Origin of the sequence: Agrobacterium sp. S7/73, from assembly GCF_019355535.1 — a bacterium.
GTDB lineage: Bacteria > Pseudomonadota > Alphaproteobacteria > Rhizobiales > Rhizobiaceae > Agrobacterium > Agrobacterium tumefaciens.
This window is the reverse complement of record NZ_CP072136.1, coordinates 1,195,211-1,213,460: the sequence shown is the minus strand read 5'-3', so window position 1 is coordinate 1,213,460 and position 18,250 is coordinate 1,195,211. Positions and strand designations below refer to the sequence as shown.

31 protein-coding genes are annotated in these 18,250 nt (G+C 57.0%); 1 reads left to right on the top strand and 30 read right to left on the bottom strand.

From position 1 onward, the window contains the following. Positions 1–163: 163 nt before the first annotated feature. From J5276_RS05980 to J5276_RS05840, 29 genes are all read right to left on the bottom strand, one after another. Entirely contained in the window at positions 164–664 is a 501-nt protein-coding gene (locus J5276_RS05980; protein ID WP_209159445.1) for a terminase small subunit, read from the bottom strand. A 2-nt stretch (positions 665–666) separates the two neighbouring features. After that, positions 667–909, bottom strand: a complete 243-nt coding sequence (locus tag J5276_RS05975; protein ID WP_209159446.1) for a hypothetical protein — start codon at positions 907–909, stop codon at positions 667–669. Between the two features lie 167 nt (positions 910–1,076). Further along, positions 1,077–1,313 (bottom strand): hypothetical protein, encoded by a 237-nt coding sequence (locus tag J5276_RS05970; protein ID WP_209159447.1) that lies wholly within the window; start codon positions 1,311–1,313, stop codon positions 1,077–1,079. Positions 1,314–1,378: 65 nt separating this feature from the next. Beyond that, a complete protein-coding gene (locus tag J5276_RS05965) occupies positions 1,379–1,708 on the bottom strand; it encodes a hypothetical protein (RefSeq protein ID WP_209159448.1) in 330 nt (109 codons plus the stop codon). A gap of 13 nt (positions 1,709–1,721) precedes the next feature. Further along, positions 1,722–2,147, bottom strand: coding sequence for a Gp49 family protein (locus J5276_RS05960; RefSeq protein ID WP_209159449.1), 426 nt, complete (start codon positions 2,145–2,147; stop codon positions 1,722–1,724). Between the two features lie 250 nt (positions 2,148–2,397). Then, complete coding sequence (locus tag J5276_RS05955; protein WP_209159450.1) at positions 2,398–2,616, bottom strand: hypothetical protein; 219 nt, start codon at positions 2,614–2,616, stop codon at positions 2,398–2,400. A gap of 397 nt (positions 2,617–3,013) precedes the next feature. Beyond that, positions 3,014–3,169 carry a hypothetical protein gene (locus tag J5276_RS05950; RefSeq protein WP_209159451.1) on the bottom strand — a complete coding sequence of 52 codons (156 nt, stop codon included), beginning with the start codon at positions 3,167–3,169 and terminating at the stop codon, positions 3,014–3,016. A gap of 659 nt (positions 3,170–3,828) precedes the next feature. Beyond that, complete coding sequence (locus J5276_RS05945) at positions 3,829–4,455, bottom strand: hypothetical protein (protein ID WP_209159452.1); 627 nt, start codon at positions 4,453–4,455, stop codon at positions 3,829–3,831. Next, complete coding sequence (locus J5276_RS05940; protein WP_153513903.1) at positions 4,452–4,910, bottom strand: hypothetical protein; 459 nt, start codon at positions 4,908–4,910, stop codon at positions 4,452–4,454. Before J5276_RS05940 ends, J5276_RS05945 begins: the two co-directional genes overlap by 4 nt. After that, a complete protein-coding gene (locus tag J5276_RS05935) occupies positions 4,907–5,371 on the bottom strand; it encodes a helix-turn-helix domain-containing protein (protein ID WP_209159453.1) in 465 nt (154 codons plus the stop codon). The genes J5276_RS05940 and J5276_RS05935 overlap by 4 nt, the downstream gene beginning before the upstream one ends. After that, a complete protein-coding gene (locus J5276_RS05930) occupies positions 5,368–5,700 on the bottom strand; it encodes a GcrA cell cycle regulator (protein ID WP_209159454.1) in 333 nt (110 codons plus the stop codon). Before J5276_RS05930 ends, J5276_RS05935 begins: the two co-directional genes overlap by 4 nt. After that, positions 5,697–6,185, bottom strand: coding sequence for a hypothetical protein (locus tag J5276_RS05925; RefSeq protein WP_209159455.1), 489 nt, complete (start codon positions 6,183–6,185; stop codon positions 5,697–5,699). The genes J5276_RS05930 and J5276_RS05925 overlap by 4 nt, the downstream gene beginning before the upstream one ends. Further along, the gene (locus J5276_RS05920; protein ID WP_209159456.1) at positions 6,182–6,523 is read right to left on the bottom strand and encodes a hypothetical protein; all 342 of its coding nucleotides are present in this window, start codon (positions 6,521–6,523) and stop codon (positions 6,182–6,184) included. Before J5276_RS05920 ends, J5276_RS05925 begins: the two co-directional genes overlap by 4 nt. After that, positions 6,520–7,605 carry a DNA cytosine methyltransferase gene (locus tag J5276_RS30775; RefSeq protein ID WP_209159457.1) on the bottom strand — a complete coding sequence of 362 codons (1,086 nt, stop codon included), beginning with the start codon at positions 7,603–7,605 and terminating at the stop codon, positions 6,520–6,522. The genes J5276_RS05920 and J5276_RS30775 overlap by 4 nt, the downstream gene beginning before the upstream one ends. Before the next feature lie 2 nt (positions 7,606–7,607). Continuing rightward, positions 7,608–9,065: a DnaB-like helicase C-terminal domain-containing protein gene (locus J5276_RS05910; RefSeq protein WP_209159458.1), complete on the bottom strand. Its 1,458-nt coding sequence runs from the start codon at positions 9,063–9,065 to the stop codon at positions 7,608–7,610. Further along, positions 9,062–10,057, bottom strand: coding sequence for a DNA methyltransferase (locus J5276_RS05905; protein WP_209159459.1), 996 nt, complete (start codon positions 10,055–10,057; stop codon positions 9,062–9,064). Before J5276_RS05905 ends, J5276_RS05910 begins: the two co-directional genes overlap by 4 nt. Further along, positions 10,054–11,448 carry a DEAD/DEAH box helicase gene (locus tag J5276_RS05900; protein ID WP_209159460.1) on the bottom strand — a complete coding sequence of 465 codons (1,395 nt, stop codon included), beginning with the start codon at positions 11,446–11,448 and terminating at the stop codon, positions 10,054–10,056. Before J5276_RS05900 ends, J5276_RS05905 begins: the two co-directional genes overlap by 4 nt. After that, complete coding sequence (locus J5276_RS05895; protein ID WP_209159461.1) at positions 11,445–12,116, bottom strand: hypothetical protein; 672 nt, start codon at positions 12,114–12,116, stop codon at positions 11,445–11,447. Before J5276_RS05895 ends, J5276_RS05900 begins: the two co-directional genes overlap by 4 nt. Further along, a complete protein-coding gene (locus J5276_RS05890; protein WP_152025761.1) occupies positions 12,113–12,436 on the bottom strand; it encodes a hypothetical protein in 324 nt (107 codons plus the stop codon). Before J5276_RS05890 ends, J5276_RS05895 begins: the two co-directional genes overlap by 4 nt. Before the next feature lie 88 nt (positions 12,437–12,524). Further along, positions 12,525–13,085 (bottom strand): hypothetical protein, encoded by a 561-nt coding sequence (locus tag J5276_RS05885; protein WP_209159462.1) that lies wholly within the window; start codon positions 13,083–13,085, stop codon positions 12,525–12,527. Continuing rightward, positions 13,082–13,783, bottom strand: coding sequence for a GIY-YIG nuclease family protein (locus J5276_RS05880; protein ID WP_209159463.1), 702 nt, complete (start codon positions 13,781–13,783; stop codon positions 13,082–13,084). The genes J5276_RS05885 and J5276_RS05880 overlap by 4 nt, the downstream gene beginning before the upstream one ends. Then, positions 13,780–14,142, bottom strand: a complete 363-nt coding sequence (locus tag J5276_RS05875; RefSeq protein ID WP_209159464.1) for a hypothetical protein — start codon at positions 14,140–14,142, stop codon at positions 13,780–13,782. The genes J5276_RS05880 and J5276_RS05875 overlap by 4 nt, the downstream gene beginning before the upstream one ends. Positions 14,143–14,259: 117 nt before the next feature. Beyond that, positions 14,260–14,625 carry a hypothetical protein gene (locus tag J5276_RS05870; RefSeq protein ID WP_209159465.1) on the bottom strand — a complete coding sequence of 122 codons (366 nt, stop codon included), beginning with the start codon at positions 14,623–14,625 and terminating at the stop codon, positions 14,260–14,262. Between the two features lie 40 nt (positions 14,626–14,665). Next, positions 14,666–14,980 carry a hypothetical protein gene (locus tag J5276_RS05865; protein WP_219256701.1) on the bottom strand — a complete coding sequence of 105 codons (315 nt, stop codon included), beginning with the start codon at positions 14,978–14,980 and terminating at the stop codon, positions 14,666–14,668. Continuing rightward, complete coding sequence (locus tag J5276_RS05860) at positions 14,980–15,330, bottom strand: hypothetical protein (protein WP_209159467.1); 351 nt, start codon at positions 15,328–15,330, stop codon at positions 14,980–14,982. Before J5276_RS05860 ends, J5276_RS05865 begins: the two co-directional genes overlap by 1 nt. Then, the gene (locus tag J5276_RS05855) at positions 15,331–15,717 is read right to left on the bottom strand and encodes a hypothetical protein (RefSeq protein WP_209159468.1); all 387 of its coding nucleotides are present in this window, start codon (positions 15,715–15,717) and stop codon (positions 15,331–15,333) included. After that, entirely contained in the window at positions 15,714–16,007 is a 294-nt protein-coding gene (locus J5276_RS05850; RefSeq protein ID WP_219256700.1) for a hypothetical protein, read from the bottom strand. The genes J5276_RS05855 and J5276_RS05850 overlap by 4 nt, the downstream gene beginning before the upstream one ends. A 17-nt stretch (positions 16,008–16,024) precedes the next feature. Next, on the bottom strand, positions 16,025–16,537 hold the full coding sequence (locus J5276_RS05845) for a hypothetical protein (protein ID WP_209159470.1): 513 nt from the start codon (positions 16,535–16,537) through the stop codon (positions 16,025–16,027). Then, a complete protein-coding gene (locus J5276_RS05840; protein WP_209159471.1) occupies positions 16,534–16,785 on the bottom strand; it encodes a hypothetical protein in 252 nt (83 codons plus the stop codon). Before J5276_RS05840 ends, J5276_RS05845 begins: the two co-directional genes overlap by 4 nt. A 39-nt stretch (positions 16,786–16,824) precedes the next feature. Here J5276_RS05840 and J5276_RS05835 point away from each other — a divergent pair, with 39 nt between their 5' ends. After that, positions 16,825–17,547: a LexA family transcriptional regulator gene (locus J5276_RS05835; protein WP_162692896.1), complete on the top strand. Its 723-nt coding sequence runs from the start codon at positions 16,825–16,827 to the stop codon at positions 17,545–17,547. Between the two features lie 231 nt (positions 17,548–17,778). On the opposite strand, the gene J5276_RS05830 is transcribed toward J5276_RS05835, so the two are convergent. Then, entirely contained in the window at positions 17,779–18,213 is a 435-nt protein-coding gene (locus J5276_RS05830) for a hypothetical protein (protein WP_209159472.1), read from the bottom strand. Positions 18,214–18,250 lie beyond the last annotated feature (37 nt).

The following is an 18,250-nucleotide window of genomic DNA, read 5'->3' as shown; positions in this document are numbered from 1 at the left end:
CAGCAGCCGAGTTATCTGTTTCTTGGTGACCGCTTCTAGATGCTCTGATATCGCATCGATGTGCCATCCGTGCTTATATTGCTGCCCCGGCTCTAGGACGTGCCATGCTGCCTTTGTGAACGACGCGAGGGATACACCGGACCGCTCAATATCCCGATCAAGATTACTCTGCGCTTCCCTCTTCTGCCGCTGCGACCGTATCGCCTCCAATAAGCCCGAGCTTCTGGAGAACTGGATATGCTGTTTCGAGGAGAGCAAGTTCATCTTCGGTTAGCGCGTCCAGTTGTTTGGCGGATATGGTTACTACCTGAATGGTGCCGGATATTTTCCGGTTCTCGCTGCCAAGGCCAAAGAGCTTAGCTTTGCCCATTGTCGCGCTTACAGCGGCACTCGGCTGCTTTTCGGTGATGGCTATAGCCCGAGCCTCCTCAAGCTCACTGGCGAGGCTCTCTAGGGTGACAGCGCAACGTTTTGCAGCATTACCTTGCAATTCGGACACCCTACCCGTCACCTCCCCGTTCGCTAGCAGCTCGCTTGCTCTCTTGTGAACGGTTTCAGGCTTGATTGTTGAGCTAACCTGGTAGGCAGTTCGGTACGCCTCAGAGGCATTCCCTGTCTCGACATATGCACGGGCAAACGCTTCTTGCTTTGATGTAAGAGCCATTATCAATCGCTCTTGTCTGACATCTGGTGCAGCCGATGCAGGAGGCGTGACACCGATGCGATGCGCCTATGTGCGTCATCTGTTGCCGTGAAGGATGAGATGACGGAACCGTCGACCTTTGCCGCCGACCACGACAGGTCAACAATCTCGCCCCGTTCTGCCATTGCGAGGACGCGCTTTGCTTCATCTACGACTTCGGCCTTTGCTGCCGCTTTCGTGTCCAGAACTCGGAGCGTTGCCGCCATATCTATATCCTGTTGGTGTTGATCCGGTTTGCCATGCTTGACGCCACTATATGTCTAAGGCTTGCAGGCCTCAGCCGAGCGGAAGACGCGGGTTCTTCACCCACGAGCAAGGCCTGTTCCTCGTACCGGTTGACGAAGCTTGGAATTTCCGCTCGCCCATGAAGAGGTTAAATTGCTTGTCGAGCATCTTCGAGAGATTGGCTGGGGAAGATAACACCATCTCCGCCTGGCCCGATGCCAAGGCGCTCCTGGTCTGACCGAGCGAGAGCTGTTCCGACCTCGTAGGCCGTTTCGAAGTTATCGAACTCCTTGCCGATCTGGCGGGTACTGCCCATTGATCCATGATCCTCGTGCCTGGTCACGATGAAGCGCTCCACGCGCTTGACGCGGTATTCAACTGTCATCTCTTTTTCCTCTTGCTGAAAGCGACGGCCGCAGCCGCCTATCCGACCTTTCGGAATAAGTTGCCCTACAGCCCGAGGCCGAGAACCTTCGACAGACGCGAAAGCTCATCATTGGCGCGGCGCAGTTCGGAGATGGTGTCTTCCGCATTGTCTGCCAACGAGGTGAGAATGCCGCCAGGCGCGGCGGTGAGGCGATCGCCTTTACTCTCAGCTTCAGGCCGGGAGCCGACGAGGTTGTCGACAATGCCGCGGACCCGGCTTGAAAGTTCGCGGGCTTCGTTGAGCGTCCTTGCGATGCGCTCGACTGGCGTCATCGATTTAGGGGCGATACCCACGGCGCCGTCAGACGGGCCAGTGTATTCCGGGCGGGTGATCTGGTTATATGCTGCGTCCATGGTTCATCCCCCCTTAGACCGGATACCGGCGAGCGTCATCGAGGACGGTCTGCACAATTGCCCCATGCGGCATCGAGCCGCCGTTGATGGCCTCTGCGTCGCGAAGCAGCTGCCCAAGGCGATCGAGGCGAGGCCCTGCTGTCTGGTGAAGGAATTCACGAAGCAGATAGCCCTCAAGCGCCCAGATCTTGTTCCGGGCATTGTCGCGGGCAATCTTGCGGCCGATCTCCTTGTCAAAGTTCTCGGGCGATGCGGCGGCGCTCTCGCCGGTCACGATATAGCCGTTGCGGAGCGTCAGCGCGCAGACGGTCAACGTGGTGCCGGGGAACACGTGATACTGTTCCGCCTGGATGGCTTCATCGATCAGCGCTGGCGTCAGCCGGGGAGCATTCAGGCCCTTGCGCTGGATTTCATTCTCGATCTTCTGTTCGTCCTTCATTTCAATCTTCCTTTTCAGCCTAAAAAAACCCCCGCCATTGCTGACGGGGGTGGTAATCACCGGTTGGTGAAATATTCGATCTGGGCAGTTAGCCACGCCCGGAGCTTTTCGAAAAACGTCGGCTTTCGCGTTATCCCGCCGCAGTCACACCATGCAGGGCGCTTTGCCGGGGCATTGTGAAGTGCGCAATCGGAGTAATGGTTTTCCATCAAGCACTCCCCGTGGGCTGGCATTTCGCGATAATGGTTTTCTACGAATACGCGCAATCGGCGCAGCTTATGGCGCGCTTGTCGCCAACGAACTGGCATCCGCAATCAAGGCACTTGCTGACGTAACCACCTGGCGCCCACATCTTGCGGCGTGGCCGGCTGTCTTCCGGCTTGATCGACTTCACGAACTCAAGCGCTTCGTTCAGTCCGCGTTCGATCTTGGCGGCGGGCCTCTCCCGCTCTTGCTCGGTGGTGGTCATGGGGTGGGCGGCCAAGTGCGAGACTTGCGGCATTTATCGCTTGCAACGGTCTCAGCCTTCCGGGCGCTGCATCCCTTGGCGCGATAGTGCGCCTCCCATGCCTTGTGCCTCGGTATCTCGTTTAACGCCTCGCGGATCGCGTCACGGTTCCCCGGGGTCGAGTCTTTGAACATTTCTTGATTAAGCTGGCTACGGCGCAATTCGCTGATCGGCTCATACGTCATCCGAACCATCCTTTGTAGTAGGCGACGAACGTCAGCCCGTAGGTGACGCCAAAATACCAAGCGGCTCCGCGAGGCGTGAAGAACCAACCGCGAATTCGATTGATGCGCTGCATCGCGCTCTCCATGTGGGCGGGTGAATTGGGTGCCGAGGTGGGGTCGACACCCTCTATTGTTTACGACGCCTTGTCGAAGGTCAGGGAATAGACCGCGCCGATTTCGAACTGTTCAATTGCGGCAGGGTTCGTGATGGTCATGGAAAGCTCGCCAGAAGGCGTCCACTTCGACCAGTCTCCATTGCCTTCCGGCAGCCCCGTCGCTTCGCCTCTCACTGACGGGTGCTGACCTCGACAGGAAGGGCGTAGGTAGCATTGCTGGTTTCGTCCGCATCGTCCAAGAAACATTTTCGTCCCCCGATGCCTCATCCGTGCCAGCTGGCAGTATGCTATTTATCCTAACCGGCGATGCAGCCTGTGCCGCCTTCCTGATTTGCTGCGAGGGCCACACGCTACCGTGGCTTCTATAGGCCCTGAGGCATGAAGCCCCGCACATTGAAGTGATCAACGGGTACTGCCTCAGACGTTCGTCGGGCGCCTTGCGGAAGTGCTTCTAACCGCCGCCTCGCATTCCGTTGCCCTGTTGGGCGAATTGGTCCCTCATGCTCCCTAGCTGGCTTTAGGCCCGCGTCTCTGGTTGAACCCAGGAGTTCGGAAGCATGAGGTGTCTTAATCGCATGCCGAGCGCCAAACACTCGGATTACTCTACACCCTTGCGGGGAGGACGGCCTTGGCTAATTACCGCGTCGTCATGCGAACTGGTTGAGGAGACTTCGCCGCCTCCCAAGCATCATTTTCTGCTTCACCGTGCCCACACACCCAGTCTGCCCATTTGTCCCAATCGCTCTCTGGCGGGTAAGGGCAATCACTGATGTGCGACTGACGGTTGGTGAGAAAGGCATCTCTGCCTTCATCCCATTCAGCACTGTTGGCCATCATGCCGCCTCGCGCTTTCGAGATTCACGCTCCCGCCGTCTGGCGTTCTGCGCATCTGCCCAGCTGAAATCCCGAAGATCGGCGTCGAAGTCCAGAGAAGGCTTTGCGTCAGGTGCACGCCAAACTCCGATGTTGGACTTTTTATCCCCGATTTCAGAGTGATTTGGCAAGTGCGCTTCATCGCCAAAATCGTTATGCTGCAATGGCTTGCGGGAGAAAGCTAAGAAAATGCATTTAACCGCCGCGTTTTTCCGGTAGTCTCCCGACTGTCTCGATATGCCTTCGACGGTCCGACACCACTTGGCGAACGCCTGCCCGCCCGCTTCCGACTTGGCCCAAGCCCACAGTGCGCGGCGCTTCTTCTCGCACGGCACCAGCTTGATGACCTCCATGGCGGCTTCCCACAAACCCATTTCGTTGGTCGTGTTTCGAAGGTTCTCGGGATTGAGCCACTTCCACCGCCATTCTTCGTTCTTGGTCTTCTCGTCCCAGCCGTTGATATCTGCGATGTCGTGAACGTAGCCGTAATTGGCTGCCTTCAGCTTTGCCGGCCGCGCGGTGTCGGGCAACTTCCGGTCGACCTCGGCAGCTCGAATGAATAGCTCGATAATCTGTGCCTCGTTCATGCCGATCTCCTATCATCCAAAAGGTCCGGTTGCTTTGCCATCGCGCCGAACGTCCGCTTCATTCTCTCGTATAGCATGCCCACTAACGCATGTCGTTTGGATACCACCCCGTCGAGGTCCAAAGCCCAGAACTGTAGCCAGCCCAGCGGGAGAGTATCGAAGAACGAGAACCAGGCAGTGACGTTGGTGGTGACGAGTTCGGGGAAGTTCTTCTCGGCCGCCCGGATCATGTCCGATACCACCCACAAGGATGTCTCATCGATGAAGCCTTTGTTGTTGGCGGTCTCTGCCAGCGTCATGACCACAAAGCGTGCGTGGTCGTCTCCATGGCGGTTTATGATGCGTTCCAGCGTGACGATTGCCCGTGTCTGCCCGACGGCCGGCATTACATGCGCCGGCACAACTGCAATGCCATGCTCTGCAAATATTGCTTCGGCTGCCGGGTGGCTAGTCATAGATCGTCCCACTCCTTCTTTGCCTTGCGCTCGGCTATGGTTCGGACAGCCGACAATATGGTGGTATGATCACGCCCACCGAGAAACTTCCCGATCTGGGGATAGCTAAGGTCTGGCCTTTCTCGCTTGATCGCGTCGATGACAGCAAACCGAGCCTTGATGAGGTAGTCGCTCCGTCTCGGACCCTTGATCTCGTCAAGCGTGAAGTCGGGATATCTTTCAAGCACACGCTTGGCGATCTCGGCCATTGACTTGCGTTTGGGCCTTGAGGTGGATCCCCCAGCGTACGGCGAGTATTCGCTCTCCCAAGAGACAATGAGCGTGTGGCTCGTCGTGAGCTTCGATACCCGCAGAAGCATGTACTTACTTGCCGTGCGCGCAGCCTTTGTCGTACGGGCGATCTTCGGCATAGGCCAGACGCCGTTGATGTCCTGATAGCCTGTTGTCACCATCTGGTTCATGCTGCCTCGCTTTCCGGCTCTGGGCCGTCGATAAACGCGACACGCGGCAGAGTGACCTTGGCGCCGGTGAATGTGGTTCTGACCACGCAACCAGCCTTGAGAGGGGCTACTGTGGGTTCATCGGCCACCTGTTTGACAATCGGGTTCGAACGTCGCGCGTTGCTCTTGCGATATGGAAATGTGCCGCGGCGCGTGCTGGTCATGTTCTTGACCGCGCTCCAGGTCATGCCGAGCTTTTCAGCCATGTCATACATGGTGTAGCCGTCACGCCATAGTGCGGCAGCAGCGGCTATCTGTTCCTTGGTGTATAGTGAGCGGTGGTGGGTCATGCTGCTGCACTCCTCACCATTTCCCGCTCGAGCTGGTCGCGTGACGTAGCGAAATCGGTGTGAAGGATTCCGACCCCACCCTCCTCGCGCCATGCCTTGATGTTGCGCTCGAAGTCATCAATCAGGATGTCACCGCGCGAGTGCATGAACAGAGGCTTGTTGCGTCCGCCCATGACCGGAAGGATATGGCAGGTGCTGGATAGATGCTCCCTCACCCATTCCCGTTTCTGACGCGCTACGTGGGCATAGTTCGACTTCGGGCAAGCCGTCAGGATGATCGGGTTCAGCCATGATATCCGGTCGAAGAACTCCTTGGCGCCGGGGCACTGCGGCATATCCCGGAAGTATGACGGGTGAGCGTTGATCTGCGACCACATATCGTCATCCAGCATGGTACGGTGATCGACGCCGAACAGCGCCGGGAAATGAGCGTCGAAGTCAGCCATGACGCCATCGAGGTCTAGGTATACGTTTGGTCGCTTCATGCCATTTCTCTCCTTTCCACGCTGATCTCTTTGCCCTTGCGCCCCACCTTCTCGACAATGGTTCGCTTGTTGCTGCCCTTGGCTTTGACGAAGGGCTTGAGCTTGAAATGGGCGTCCGCATCGCTGACGGCTTTGATCGTCTCCCCGTCGCGGCGCATCGTGCCGTTGATGTGCTTGATGACGTGTCCCTGGGCGGCGATAAGTGCCTCTGTTTGGACCGGGAAGACCTTCGGCTTGTCGCCCTCAAGGATCGGCCAAGGTTGCGCGTTCTGGGCGAAGCGGCACATGGCCCAATGGCCGCCGGGGACTGGCTTGGTATATGCGGCGAAGTGGTTCAACCTTCTGTTCCTTCCATCATCCGAACAAGGCAAGCTGCGCCGGCGGAGCCTCTTGCGGCAAGCCGAGTGATAAGAGTGCGGAGCGCATACGCTGCTTGAAGTGGCACAACTCCATTGCCGAGCATTCTGAGTTGGTCCATCTGGGGGGCCACCCCATCAGCCACTCGACGAACCGAGGGTTCAAGGTGCGGCGCGGCTCTGAGGCATTCTGCCCATGCTGCGGTGTCTGATGGCCTGGGAGGGAAAAGTGATAAGCTTGCCCCTTCAAAAGTAGTTCGCGGGACCTCTCCCCACTTCTCGACATCCGACCGCCGGTCGTGTCTGCCACTGCTGGTGTCTGCCACAGCGCGATAGCATCGTTTAGTGTCACCCCATCGTGGTGTCGGCTGTTCGGGTTCGATCTTCCCGATGTTCGATTTCTCGCCCCAACGCTGTCTGCCACAACCGGCGTAGGCCATTTCATCGCTTGAGCTGATATGCTGCTGAAGCAATTCGCTCCTCGATCGCCCATCCTGGCCACGAACGTTTCGCTGTCCTCGCCACTTTCCGAAGCCCGCGGGGTTAGCCACCGCGAGGAGGAAGAACCGTTCCCTTCCATGACTTGCGCCAACTTCTGTCGCCGTGAACAGTCCTCCCTCAACCTCAAAGCCCAATCTTTGAAAGTCTCGCCAGACGCGTTCCGCACCTCCTGTTGATATGATGCCCCTGACGTTTTCAATGAGCGCAAACCAAGCCCCGGACTGGACGATGATACGGCGCGCGTTAGACCAGAGGTCGCGTTCGTCCTCTTCTCCGAGCTGCTTTCCAGCTGTGCTATGTGGCTGGCACGGGATGCCACCAATGAGGCCGTCAACTGCGCCACGCCATGCTCTGCCATTGAAGGTTCTGGCATCGCTCCAAATAGGCGCTGCAGCCATATGGCCCGCTTCCATTGCTGATACCAGTTGCGCGACCGCGAAGGCTTCCCTCTCGACCATGCAGACTGTTCTAGCGCTTGGAATTGCCAGCTCGACGCCGAGATCGAGGCCGAATCCACCTGTGCAGATGGAGATGAGGTTGAGATGTTCGGTACGTAAAGCCACATTCACACCAGCCTCCTGCTATTCTGCGCTCTGGCATACTCCGGTCCAAAGCTGGTGCTTGAGCCGTTCCATTGGATTTCTTGGCGCCGGGGAAACTCGTTCTCGCGGGACAGTGCCAGAATGAACTCAGCCTTTCCCTTTACTTCGGCTAGGGTGTCTTCCCACAGGCGATAATCGTCAGTGCCTTCCTCGGGCTCCATGCCCGCGACCGCCGGATAGGCCTGATGGACGATGATCATGTTGTCGACGTCCTTGTCGATGTTGCCGAGCATGCTCTTGTAGGTCGGCCGGCGGCGCTTGGCGGCCATGAGGCGGTCGCGGTACGTCTTGCCCCATGTGCCGTCGTTGCTGTTCTTGTTGATGTGGGTGAGCGCGATGATCGGTATCTTCCGCTTCATGGCGATGTTCTTGAGTGTCGACGTGGCACGGTTTGCCTTCTTGAAATCGTCGGCGTCTTCCATCTTGCCGGTCCACAGCAGCTTTAGAATGTGGTCGACTACGAAAGCCTCGATCCCGAATTCGCCCTGCAGCCGGTTGATCCGCTCATCCAATTCTTCGAGCGTGATCTGCTTGGAAATGATGTCGATGAACTTGAGGCGCTTGATATCCGCCCCTGCCTTCACCAACTGCTCGACCTCATCCTGAGAGACCTGCCCGCGCTTCTGGCGCTTTGCTGATATCCCGGTGCGTCGAGCCTTCTCGCGCATGATGATCTGATCGGTAGGCATTTCGCCGCTAAGGCCTGCGATCGGGTGGCGCTCAGCCAGATTGAAGAAGCACTGCCAGGCTGCCGCAGACTTGCCGGTCTTCACATCACCGCCGATAACCAGCAATTCACCGGTGCCAAGCGGCCCCATTAGATTGGTCAGTTCCGGAATGCCCAGATCAAGACCGGCCACACGTCGCCCGGCAATCGCGTCAGACGTCACGCCTAGCGTTCTGTCCACCGCGTCGAAGAAGCTCTCCTGCGGCTCGTTGCGTGCCTGTATGTCGGTGATGATGGCAGAGAAGCGGTTGCGGCAATCCGTGATCTGGTCGATGAATTCCAGTTCATCAGCTGCGCGTGTCGCCGCACTTCTGGCATTGTCACCAACCGAGATAGCTTCCCGGCGGTGATAGTATTCAGTCACAGCGTCGGCATAGTCGGGCGTGTTGATGATGTTGACGGCTTCTGCGGCAAGATGAGCCAGATATTGCGATACCGTCATGTCACCGATTTTGACCGACACCATTTCCGGCGACATGTGCGACCGAACAGTGACGGCATTCGCGTCCTTGTTGATCGCGCGCAGTTTCAGGATAGCGGTATAAATGTCGCGATGGATACGCTCGAAGAAGTGCGAGACGTCAAATGTCACCGGCACGCGACTTACGGCTTCGTTGTTCATCAGCAGCGCGCCGAGCAGAGCCTGTTCCGCCTCAATGTTTGCCGGGATGAAGTCTTGGTTCATGGCGTTCATGCGACACCTGCCATATCGAACAGCGTGTCAGATGGTTGAATATCCAATTCAGCGATGTTCTTGACTGCCTGCCGGAAATAGGACGGCTTCAACTCGAAACCCAGACCTTTCCGCCCGAGCTTTACAGCGGAGTAAACTTCGCTTCCAATGCCAAGGAACGGCGTCAGGACTGTCTCACCCTTTGCAGACCACAGATCGAGGCATCGCTCGATCACGTCCAGCTGTAGCGGGGATATGTGCTGCTCGTCCTTCTCATCGCGACCGGCGCGATACTGCAGGGTGTTCGTCTGGTTGATGTCCATCCACACTGGCGAGGCGTACCGCTGCCATACGAGGATTGAACGCCACTGCTCGAAGGGCCAAGCCTTGCGGCCTTCGGATTCGGTTTGCTTTCTGTGCTTTTCATAAGCCTCACGGCTGATGTCGAGGCTGTCATCGCCAGACCACCGGTCAAACATTCCAGCGACGGGCGCCTCGTTGTCCCCCGGCTTGCGGAATGACACGATATAATCAGCAAGTCCCATACCGCTGATCGTGCTGTCCTTCGTGATCTGCTTGTGAAGCAGCCGGATAGATTTCGTGCGCTGCTGAGCGATAACCGGGTCTTTCCAGATGCAAACTTCGGAATGGAAGATCCACCCGGCGTCCTCGTAGGCTCTGACGATTTCGCCCCGGAAGTCCCGCATGCCGATAAAGCCATGTCGTGTCTTGCTGGTGGGCAGTTGCATGCAGTGAACGGAATGTATGCGGCCCGGCTTCGTCACCCTGTAGAGTTCGGAAATCAGGAAGGCGTAGTGCTCCCAAAACTGCGGGCCGTCATTGTTCGATATATCGCGGTCGTAGTTCGAGAATTTGTAAAGCCCTTCGAATGGCGGGCTATGGATGCCGAAATGGACGCTATCACCGGGAACACCACGGATAAGCTCGCAGGCGTCGCCCTGATAGATGGCGTATCGATCGGTCACAACCTGGTCGACGGCGTTGATAGTCATGCCGCGCACTCCCCTATCCATGTTGGAATTTTCATCGGTATGGTTGGATTGTAGTCAGGACGATCACGAACCGATCCGCGCACAGCTGCACTCGAAAGGTCTGCCATGTGCATCACCATCGCTGCGGCCATCCGGTCCGCGTCGATTTCCTTCCGACGGAGGTTTGCCACGGTGGCGCCCTCCATTTCGGAGGCGATGAAATGCACGTTGACCGGCTTCATCTGCCCAAACCGCCAGAAGCGGCGGATCGCCTGATAGATTTGCTCGAAGCTGTCATTAAGCCCGACGAATCCGGTATCCGCGCAGTGCTGCCAGTTCATCCCGAACCCGGCGATCGACGGCTTCGTGATCAGCACGCGAATGCGGCCTTGCGAGAAATCAACAAGCTTGCGGCGCTTGTCGTCGTCTTTGTCTGCCCCTGATAGATTGACCGCGCCGGGTATCAGCTTTGCGAGCGCCTCAGCTTCGCTGTTCAGATTGCACCACCAGACGAAAGGCCTATCGGCCGGCGTCATGGAGGCGGCTAGCGCCACTCGCTCGGATACGCTGTCACGGCGAGCCGCAATGCGTTCTTGCAGCGTGCGGGCTTCCATGGGGAAAAGGAGGCCTGTATCGAGGCTGGGAGCGTATTCCACGCCTACCGTGTGCTGGTGGTAGTTCAGCGGCGGCAGATCGTAGCCCGCGTTGTCGTAGCCTAGATCGGAAGGCTTCCGAAGCATCACAGCCCACGACGCCATCCACTTCCAGAACTCGCTTTCAGCGTGCCCTTTAAGCCGCCATTTCTGCGTATCTCCTCCGTCGTGTGTGAAGAACGTCGCAAGCATGTCGGTATACGACATGACCCCGAGGAACTCCGCATGGTTGCCAAGCTCCATGAAGTCGTTCGGCGCAGGCGTTGCCGTTGCTGCCAGTCTGAACGGTATCTTCGAACATTCCGAAATGAGCTTCGTCCGGTACTTGCCGTCTGTGCTTTTCAGGATGCTGCTTTCGTCCAGAACGACGCCACCGAACCGGGACAAGTCGAAGTGATCCATCTTCTGGTAATTGGTGACGTTGATCCCCCATCCCTCGTCGGGATGAAACGAAACCAGGTTGGCAGCCATGCCGAATTTCTCGGCCTCAGTAATGTGCTGCTCAGCGACGGCGAGCGGCGCCATGATCAGGACAGGCTTGCCCGTGAAGTCAAAGACCTGATCCGACCACGAAAGCTCCATCAATGTCTTGCCGAGACCCGTGCCGGCAAAGATAGCGGCGCGACCGCGGCGCAATGACCACTGAACGATATCGTGCTGGTGAGGCTTCAAGACCGACGGCAGGGACAAAGCATGGCTAATGCCTGTATCGGGATCATTGATCTTCTTGCGATTGAGAAATTCTGTGTAAGCGTTCATGCGCCCGATCCCGCGAATAGATCGCCCGACGGCGCGCGCTTGAACTTCGTGTCCTTGATCGCATTCCATGCCGCTTCGTATCGGCCGGCGTGAATTTTCGTTTTGTCAGACTGTCCGCACAGGGCCAGAGCGCACGCTTCTGCGGCGTTATGGGAAATAGATTTATTGCCGGGGACCACGATACCTCGGCGCTCGCATTCCGATACGCAAGCCTCTTTCCAGAGGTTTTCGATCCGTTCCAACTTCCCTGTTTTTGGATCGGGTTTCTTGAGTTTGTGTATCTTGAACGGAGGCTTAAACCCGGATCCGAAGAAAGCCACCCGCCAGGACGCTGTAGGGATGGTGGCGTACGGGATTCCCCAATTCGACAGAACGGCGACGATGGCCGCGCTGCTGATCCACGGATAAATCATGCCGTCGGCGCTACTGTTGCCGATCTTGGCCATAGACTGCTCTTCAAGGATGGCGAATGTCGGCTTTCGCCCCGCCTGATCTTCGGCGGCGATCAGCGCGTGAACCTTCTGGCCAATCTGGTCAGCCGTGAAATACTGGTCGGATTTGACTGGGACCTCAAAAACTCCGCACCGGATCGCGCTGTCATGCCGGTAAATATCTCTGAGAGCCCATCCCGTGTATTTGCTGGGGTCGAAAGCCACAATGTAGTTCATGCCGACGCCTCCGCTGGAATGATGCGATACACGCCGCGCTGTGGCGGGCGGTTCCGTTCGATGAAATATCCGTATCGGTCGAGTTTGCTGCGAACGCTGGAGACTATCTTCGCCGTGTACTTGATGGCGCTTTCGGTCACGCCCTCTTTTTCGCCGTGAAGACCTATCGACAGGTCCAGCTTGATGATGCCTTCCGGACCCGCACTCATAAGCAGGTCGAAGGCCTTCCCTTCCATCGGAGACAGGCAGTTGCGGACCTTTTCAGGCTCTGGCAACTCGCCAAGACTTCCGCCGCAGCAGGGGCATGTTACTGAAATCATGGTCGCCTCGTAGAAAAGTGACCCGGAGCATGTCCGCATTACAATTTGCTCCGGGTCTAGTTGGCCTGAACCTCGTGGGAGGTCGTGTTCAGGCCGAGGGATTCGTGGTTGGAAACGGGTTGCCGCCGGACGCTGGCGGCTCCTCCTTCGACTGCGCTGCACTGATGCGCGCCATGATGTCGGGGATTTCACTGTCGTATTCGCGCTTGCCGGCGTCGTAGCTTTCCAGCCAGAGCTTGTCGTCAACGGAGCCTCCGTCGTAGCCGGAGACGCGGTCGAGTCCGGTCAGACCAGCATGGAAGCCCTTGGCCTGGATCATCTGCTCGCCGTCGACACGGTCGATCTGGGTCAGCAAGTCGCCGCCGGATGTTGCCGGGATGTAGCCGAGCCATTCAAGGTTCTCGCGCTCGCTCTTGAGCTTGTCGACTGGCTTCTGGTGATCCTCGGCATTGAAGGATTTGAGATAGTGGTCGAGCTTCTGCGCCGGGAAGCCGGAGGCCTTGGCGTTCTGCCGGTTCGATGACTTCTCGCCTTGCAGCGCCTTGATCTGGGCCGCGATGTCGCGGTCCTTCTTGTGGTAAAAGGCGAAGAGAACGCGGCGCTCTCTTTCAGCTTTCGAATTGTCACCGATTTTTGCTGATGCTGTCATTCGCCCTTACCTTTCCGTTGCTGAGTTGCTGCGCGCAGCCTGTCTCTGAGCGCTGAGATTTGGTCGAGTAGGTCAACTTCGACTACCTCGGCTGACTGCTGATCCTCGGCCTCGTTTATGAGTTCGATGATTTGGTCCCGTTGGCTCTTGAGAAGATCGAGGTAAGCCGCGTTTATCGCCGTAAATTTTTCAACGGTGATCTGCTTGGCTCTGCCAGACACAAGATGCTTGATAGCGTTTCCGCCTACACCGCACCGGCTGCCAACTTCCTCGTAGGAGGCCAAGAGGCTGGCACCCTGTGAGGTAAGGTGAGAGAGCATGTACTCGGCCCGCTTTGCTGCAAGCGAAACCTCAGCTGTTTGGTCTGATCCTGACGGGGCGTCCTCGATGACATTGGCAAACAGGTTCTTGGCTGCTGTCCCTGCCCGCTTTATCTGCGCAATTAGCCGATCAAGCTCATCATCAGAATAGAACCACTCGCCAGACAACCGAAGGTGAGAAAACCTTTCGTGCAAGTAAGTTTCTAAGGAGCGAGTGCCGCCTTGGATACCAGCGACCAATTCGACGCCGCCAGGTGTTGCCGTGTAAAGAGCCCTCAGCCTGTTCGGTAGATGCTTCGTGAACCCGATTTTTACCGGGCCGCTTGCGTCTGTCGAACGTCGGATGAAGTAAACCGTGCTGTGGGCTGTTTCAGTCATCGTTTCGTCGCTTCCTTCGCTCTGCGCACTTCCTCAGCCAAAGCCGAAATTCTTCCATCAATGTCCGCAAAAGGATCACTGCCGAACCTCCCTTTTTCGACCTCCAGATCGTGCTGAAGGCGTTTAATTCGTCGTTCGCAGAGATTGAGGTAACCAATACGGAGGCTGCCAAACACTGTGAGCGTCGGCTTCGTCTCGCCATTGATCAACCGGCGAAGAGCGCGGGGCTTCATGCCCACTTCGCGAGCGACACGCTCTAGCGCATTCATCTGATCGCCGTTTCCTCGGGTCTCAATCTCAAGCATCTTGCGCCCGTAGTCCCGCGCGATATCTGGAGAAAACATTTCAAGGGTACTCATCGACATTTCCCTGTTTTCGATTTTCCTAATTGTCTTCGTTTGGTTTGAAGTTTGTCTGTGCATGGTCGCTGTCCTCGATAGGTTGAAACCATCGAAGGACGCGGGACACGAAAGGAACTACCCGCCGATTGGCGAAAGCCAGTAGTTGTCACGAGGCGTTCCGCCCGACCGTTCAGCCCGCCAGGCGAAAGGTTCGATAGCCTCGTTGATTTTGATGAAGTCGTTGCAGAGCGACACGAAAGACCAGATCGGTTCGGCCCGCCAAGACAGACCCGCTCTTGCCATAAGATGCTCTGCAGAAATTTGACCCGGATAAACCGCGCATAAGGCTTTGAAGACAGAGCCGGCGCGGGTGTCCGTCGTGTGAGTGACCAGTGCCGGAAGCGGGTATTGCTTGAGAGCAGCCATCACTTCCGCCCCGAGAATACCAGGTGCGCCAGTACCGCCGACACGATGAATGCCGAGAAGAATACCGATGCCCATACGAGGAGTTGCCGTTCGTCGGCAGAGAAAGATGAAATCATCACTTCCTCCATCCGTAAGGCTGCTTGCCATTCTCGATCAGCACGGCGTCAACCTGCTTGATCAGGTCTTCCCGGCTGATGCGCTTCTGCACTCCACGGAAGTCTTCCTTGTGCATCGAGTAGAGGCAGCGACCGTGATAGGTCAGCTTGAAGCCGTATCGAGCCATGAGGTTTTGAAGAAATCCCCAATCGCTGGAGAATCCGCGTTCGAATTTCCGTGGCTCGCCGTTCTTCTTGATCCACTCCGCAGTCATTGCGTTGATCGCGCTGCGGTCCTGGATGTGATGGTTGGGGGTTTGGAGTGATGTGTCCATCATGCCGCACCGCTTTCAGCGCGGGCTATGGCGCGGTCGAAGAGAGCAAGCACCTCTGCATGGCTGTTCTCGTCGTTGAAATTGACAATCACGCCTTCGAAGCTACCGTCGAAATTATCTCTGAGTTTCTCATCAGCAGCGAACAGAATGCCGACTGGTTCTGGAATGGATTCATGAAGCGGAAGGTCCATGACTTTGTGCATGGCTCCGACGCTGCAAAAGCACGTGGCCTCAGGCTCATGCGGTCGGACGTAGACGCCTTCTTCGTCGCTGCTGTAGTAGCCTTGTATCCAATTCTTCTCATCAGCGATGAGAGCGCGGGCTTCCTTGAGGATATGAACGGTATCCATCTACTCGCCTCCCCCAACGTCTTCGAGAAGGAATGCGGAGGAGTTACTGACGAGCTCCCCCGCCGATATCTGATGAGCATTCTCGCCGCCGGTTACATTGTCGCCTCCTGCGTTGGCCCCTTCACCGCTCCTCTCGTCAACCGGGAGACTTACGTTCGTCGGGGCTTTGGTCAGCGCATCTTCGCTCGTCGTGGCGGATGCGAATGGGTGTTCCGGCCAAGCCATCCAAGCAACCGGCTCGTTCTTGTGGCTCAGCATGCACCAGTGCGCCGGCTCATGTTTCGGCTCGCACCAGTAGGAACGCAGCGTCGTCTTGTTCGGCATCGCCAGAATGACGTAGCGGCCGTCGCGCGGGGCTTCGGATATGTTGTGGTTCCATTGGGTCATATCTGCGTCCCCGGAATTAGGTTCGGCCACTTGGCCTTTGCGTCGAACATGCGGTCATCGATGCCGGTGTGGCCTGAAAGCTCTTCACGGCTCGGGATGCGCGATTTAAGAAATTCAAGAACCTCTGGGAAGTCGTAGAGGATATGCCCCTGATCATGACTGATGACCGCAGCGATCACCTTTTTCAGCAACCGGGCCGGATCGATGTCCAGTTCGCCTATGCAGTCCTGAGACGCGCCGTCGACAAGCTGCGGCTGGCTCTCTCCAAACATCTTTTCCAGCCCTGCCATTGTGATTTTCTGTTCTGTCACTGGAGTTTCCTCTGATGAGCCGCGGCATCCGAAAGCCAGTCGGTATCAATTTTCTTGAGGTTCTCAGCCGTCAGGCGAGCGCGCTCTTTCTTGGTGATGTTGCAAATCTGCGCGTAAAGCCGCGTCAGTCCGCCGTCGCGAGTGATCCGACCGGCAAAGAGCGTTTCCGCGACGAGCCAATAATCGTCCTCGGTATTGAGCTTCGAGGTCTTGATGCCTCTGGCTCCGAGCGACGCCCGCAGTTCAAGGCTGGCATAGGCAGAGTTCGCGGCAACACGCTGCTGGCGCTTCATCAGAAGCTTTTCCAGACCAGACAGGAGGCGCTTGCCGTTCTCCTCTGTGCGGCTCTCGAAGTTGAAACCTCCAGCCTCCGCAAGCTCTGCATCGCGAATGTCGAATGCCACGCACACAGCCGCCCAGTAGTGCGTCATCAGCTTGTCGCTGAGGTCGGCGCGCTGGAATTTGAGCCTTGCGGCACAGAGCGGATATGCGGAGACATTCAGCGTCATGCTGCGTTCTCCGGCTGTACAAGCCGCTCCTGCGCGTCGAGCCATTCGACCATCTTCTGGTACGTCTTGATGTTGAAACCGAGCGACGGGTTCTGCACTCGGCTTAGAAACTTGCTGTCGCCCACGGCCGAAATCCCCATGGCCGAGAAGCTGGTCTTGTTTGCTTTCGCAAAAACCTCGGCTCGCGTGATAAGAGCCGCGCGGATGTCTGTTTCGGTGATTTCGGTGTGCTGGGTCATGTCGCTCATATTCGGGATTTGTCCCGATTTGTCAAGGGACATTTCCCGATGGACGTGACATTTCCCGAAATGCGATATTCGGGCATGGAAACATCCCTGCAAAAACGCCTGAAAATGCGAATTGATATGATGGGTACGAACGCGTTCGAGGTTGCCAATAAGGCTGGCCTTGGACCTAGCTTCGTTCGCGACATTCTTCGTGGAAAATCAAAGAACCCAGGCATCGAGAAGCTAGAGAAGCTTGCGACTGCTCTCGACACGACGGTGGAATGGTTCACGTCTGCGGGCGAGACGGAAAAGAAAGATACCGGTGACGGCGTCGGTCCGGCCACTCCCTTGAACGAGATCCAGGTCGTGGGGCAGATACAAGCCGGCGCGTGGCTGGATAGCACTCTCGTCGACGAGGATTTCGACAGGGAAACGATCCCAATGTATCCCGATCCGCGGTTCCCTCGGGCGAGGCAGTACGGCCTTAAGGTCGTGGGCGATTCCATGGATTTGGAATATCCAGACGGCAGCTACGTCACGTGCGTTGATTTTGTCGCCAGCGGCCTTGGCACAAAACAAGGCCTGACCGTTCACGTCGAGCGCCACACGGGTCCACTTGTCGAAGCCACCTTGAAGGTGATCGAGATGGTTGACGGCAAGCTGATGCTTGTCCCGCGCAGCTCGAACCAAAAGCACAAGCCAATTCCGATCGAGGGCGACGGCGGAACCGTCATTGAGATAAGAGGCGTTGTGACCGGCAGTTACAGGCGAACTTTGATCTGAAATCATATGGACAACCGTGGTCCCTATGAATTGACCGATTCATATGGACAACCGTGGTCCCTCCTTACGCGTACGCGCGCGCAGTATCTTTCTCATGGGGTTCCACCCCAAACCCCGCAAGGAGCTTCGCCCCTTGACCCAAAGCATGCGCTGCGCGCCTGCCGTAACCATAAGCAGGCTTCGCGCTTCTGTTTGATGTTGGTGATTTGCTTATGAGACAGGCTATCGAAATCAGCCGACGTCTATGCCGCTGAGGTCGTAAGGGACCATGAGCGTGATCCGTCGTCCCTTCACAAGCTTTCCCTCTTTCTCGATCCACATGGGCTGAGTAGCAATCAGCCCCATATCGCGCAGAGACTTCAACTCGCGCGAAACCGTCTTCACGGTGCAGCGTCCGGCTTTCCTGGCAATTGTCTCGTTGGTCTCAAAGCATGATCCATCGACCCAATCGAAAACCTGATCGAAAATGGCGATAACGCGGAACGAGCCTTTATCGCGGCTGATAACCTGCATCGCGATATCGAACCAATCTGCAAACTGCGCCTCGCGCTCCGGGAACGTCTCGCCCCACTTGTTGGGATAGCGAATCGCCCGGACGCTTTCACGCGTTCGGTGCTTCCCCGACAGTTCTGATTGGAAATTTTCCGGCTTCATTCCCAATGACATACGGGATTAATCCCGACATAGCAACATAATTTCGGGA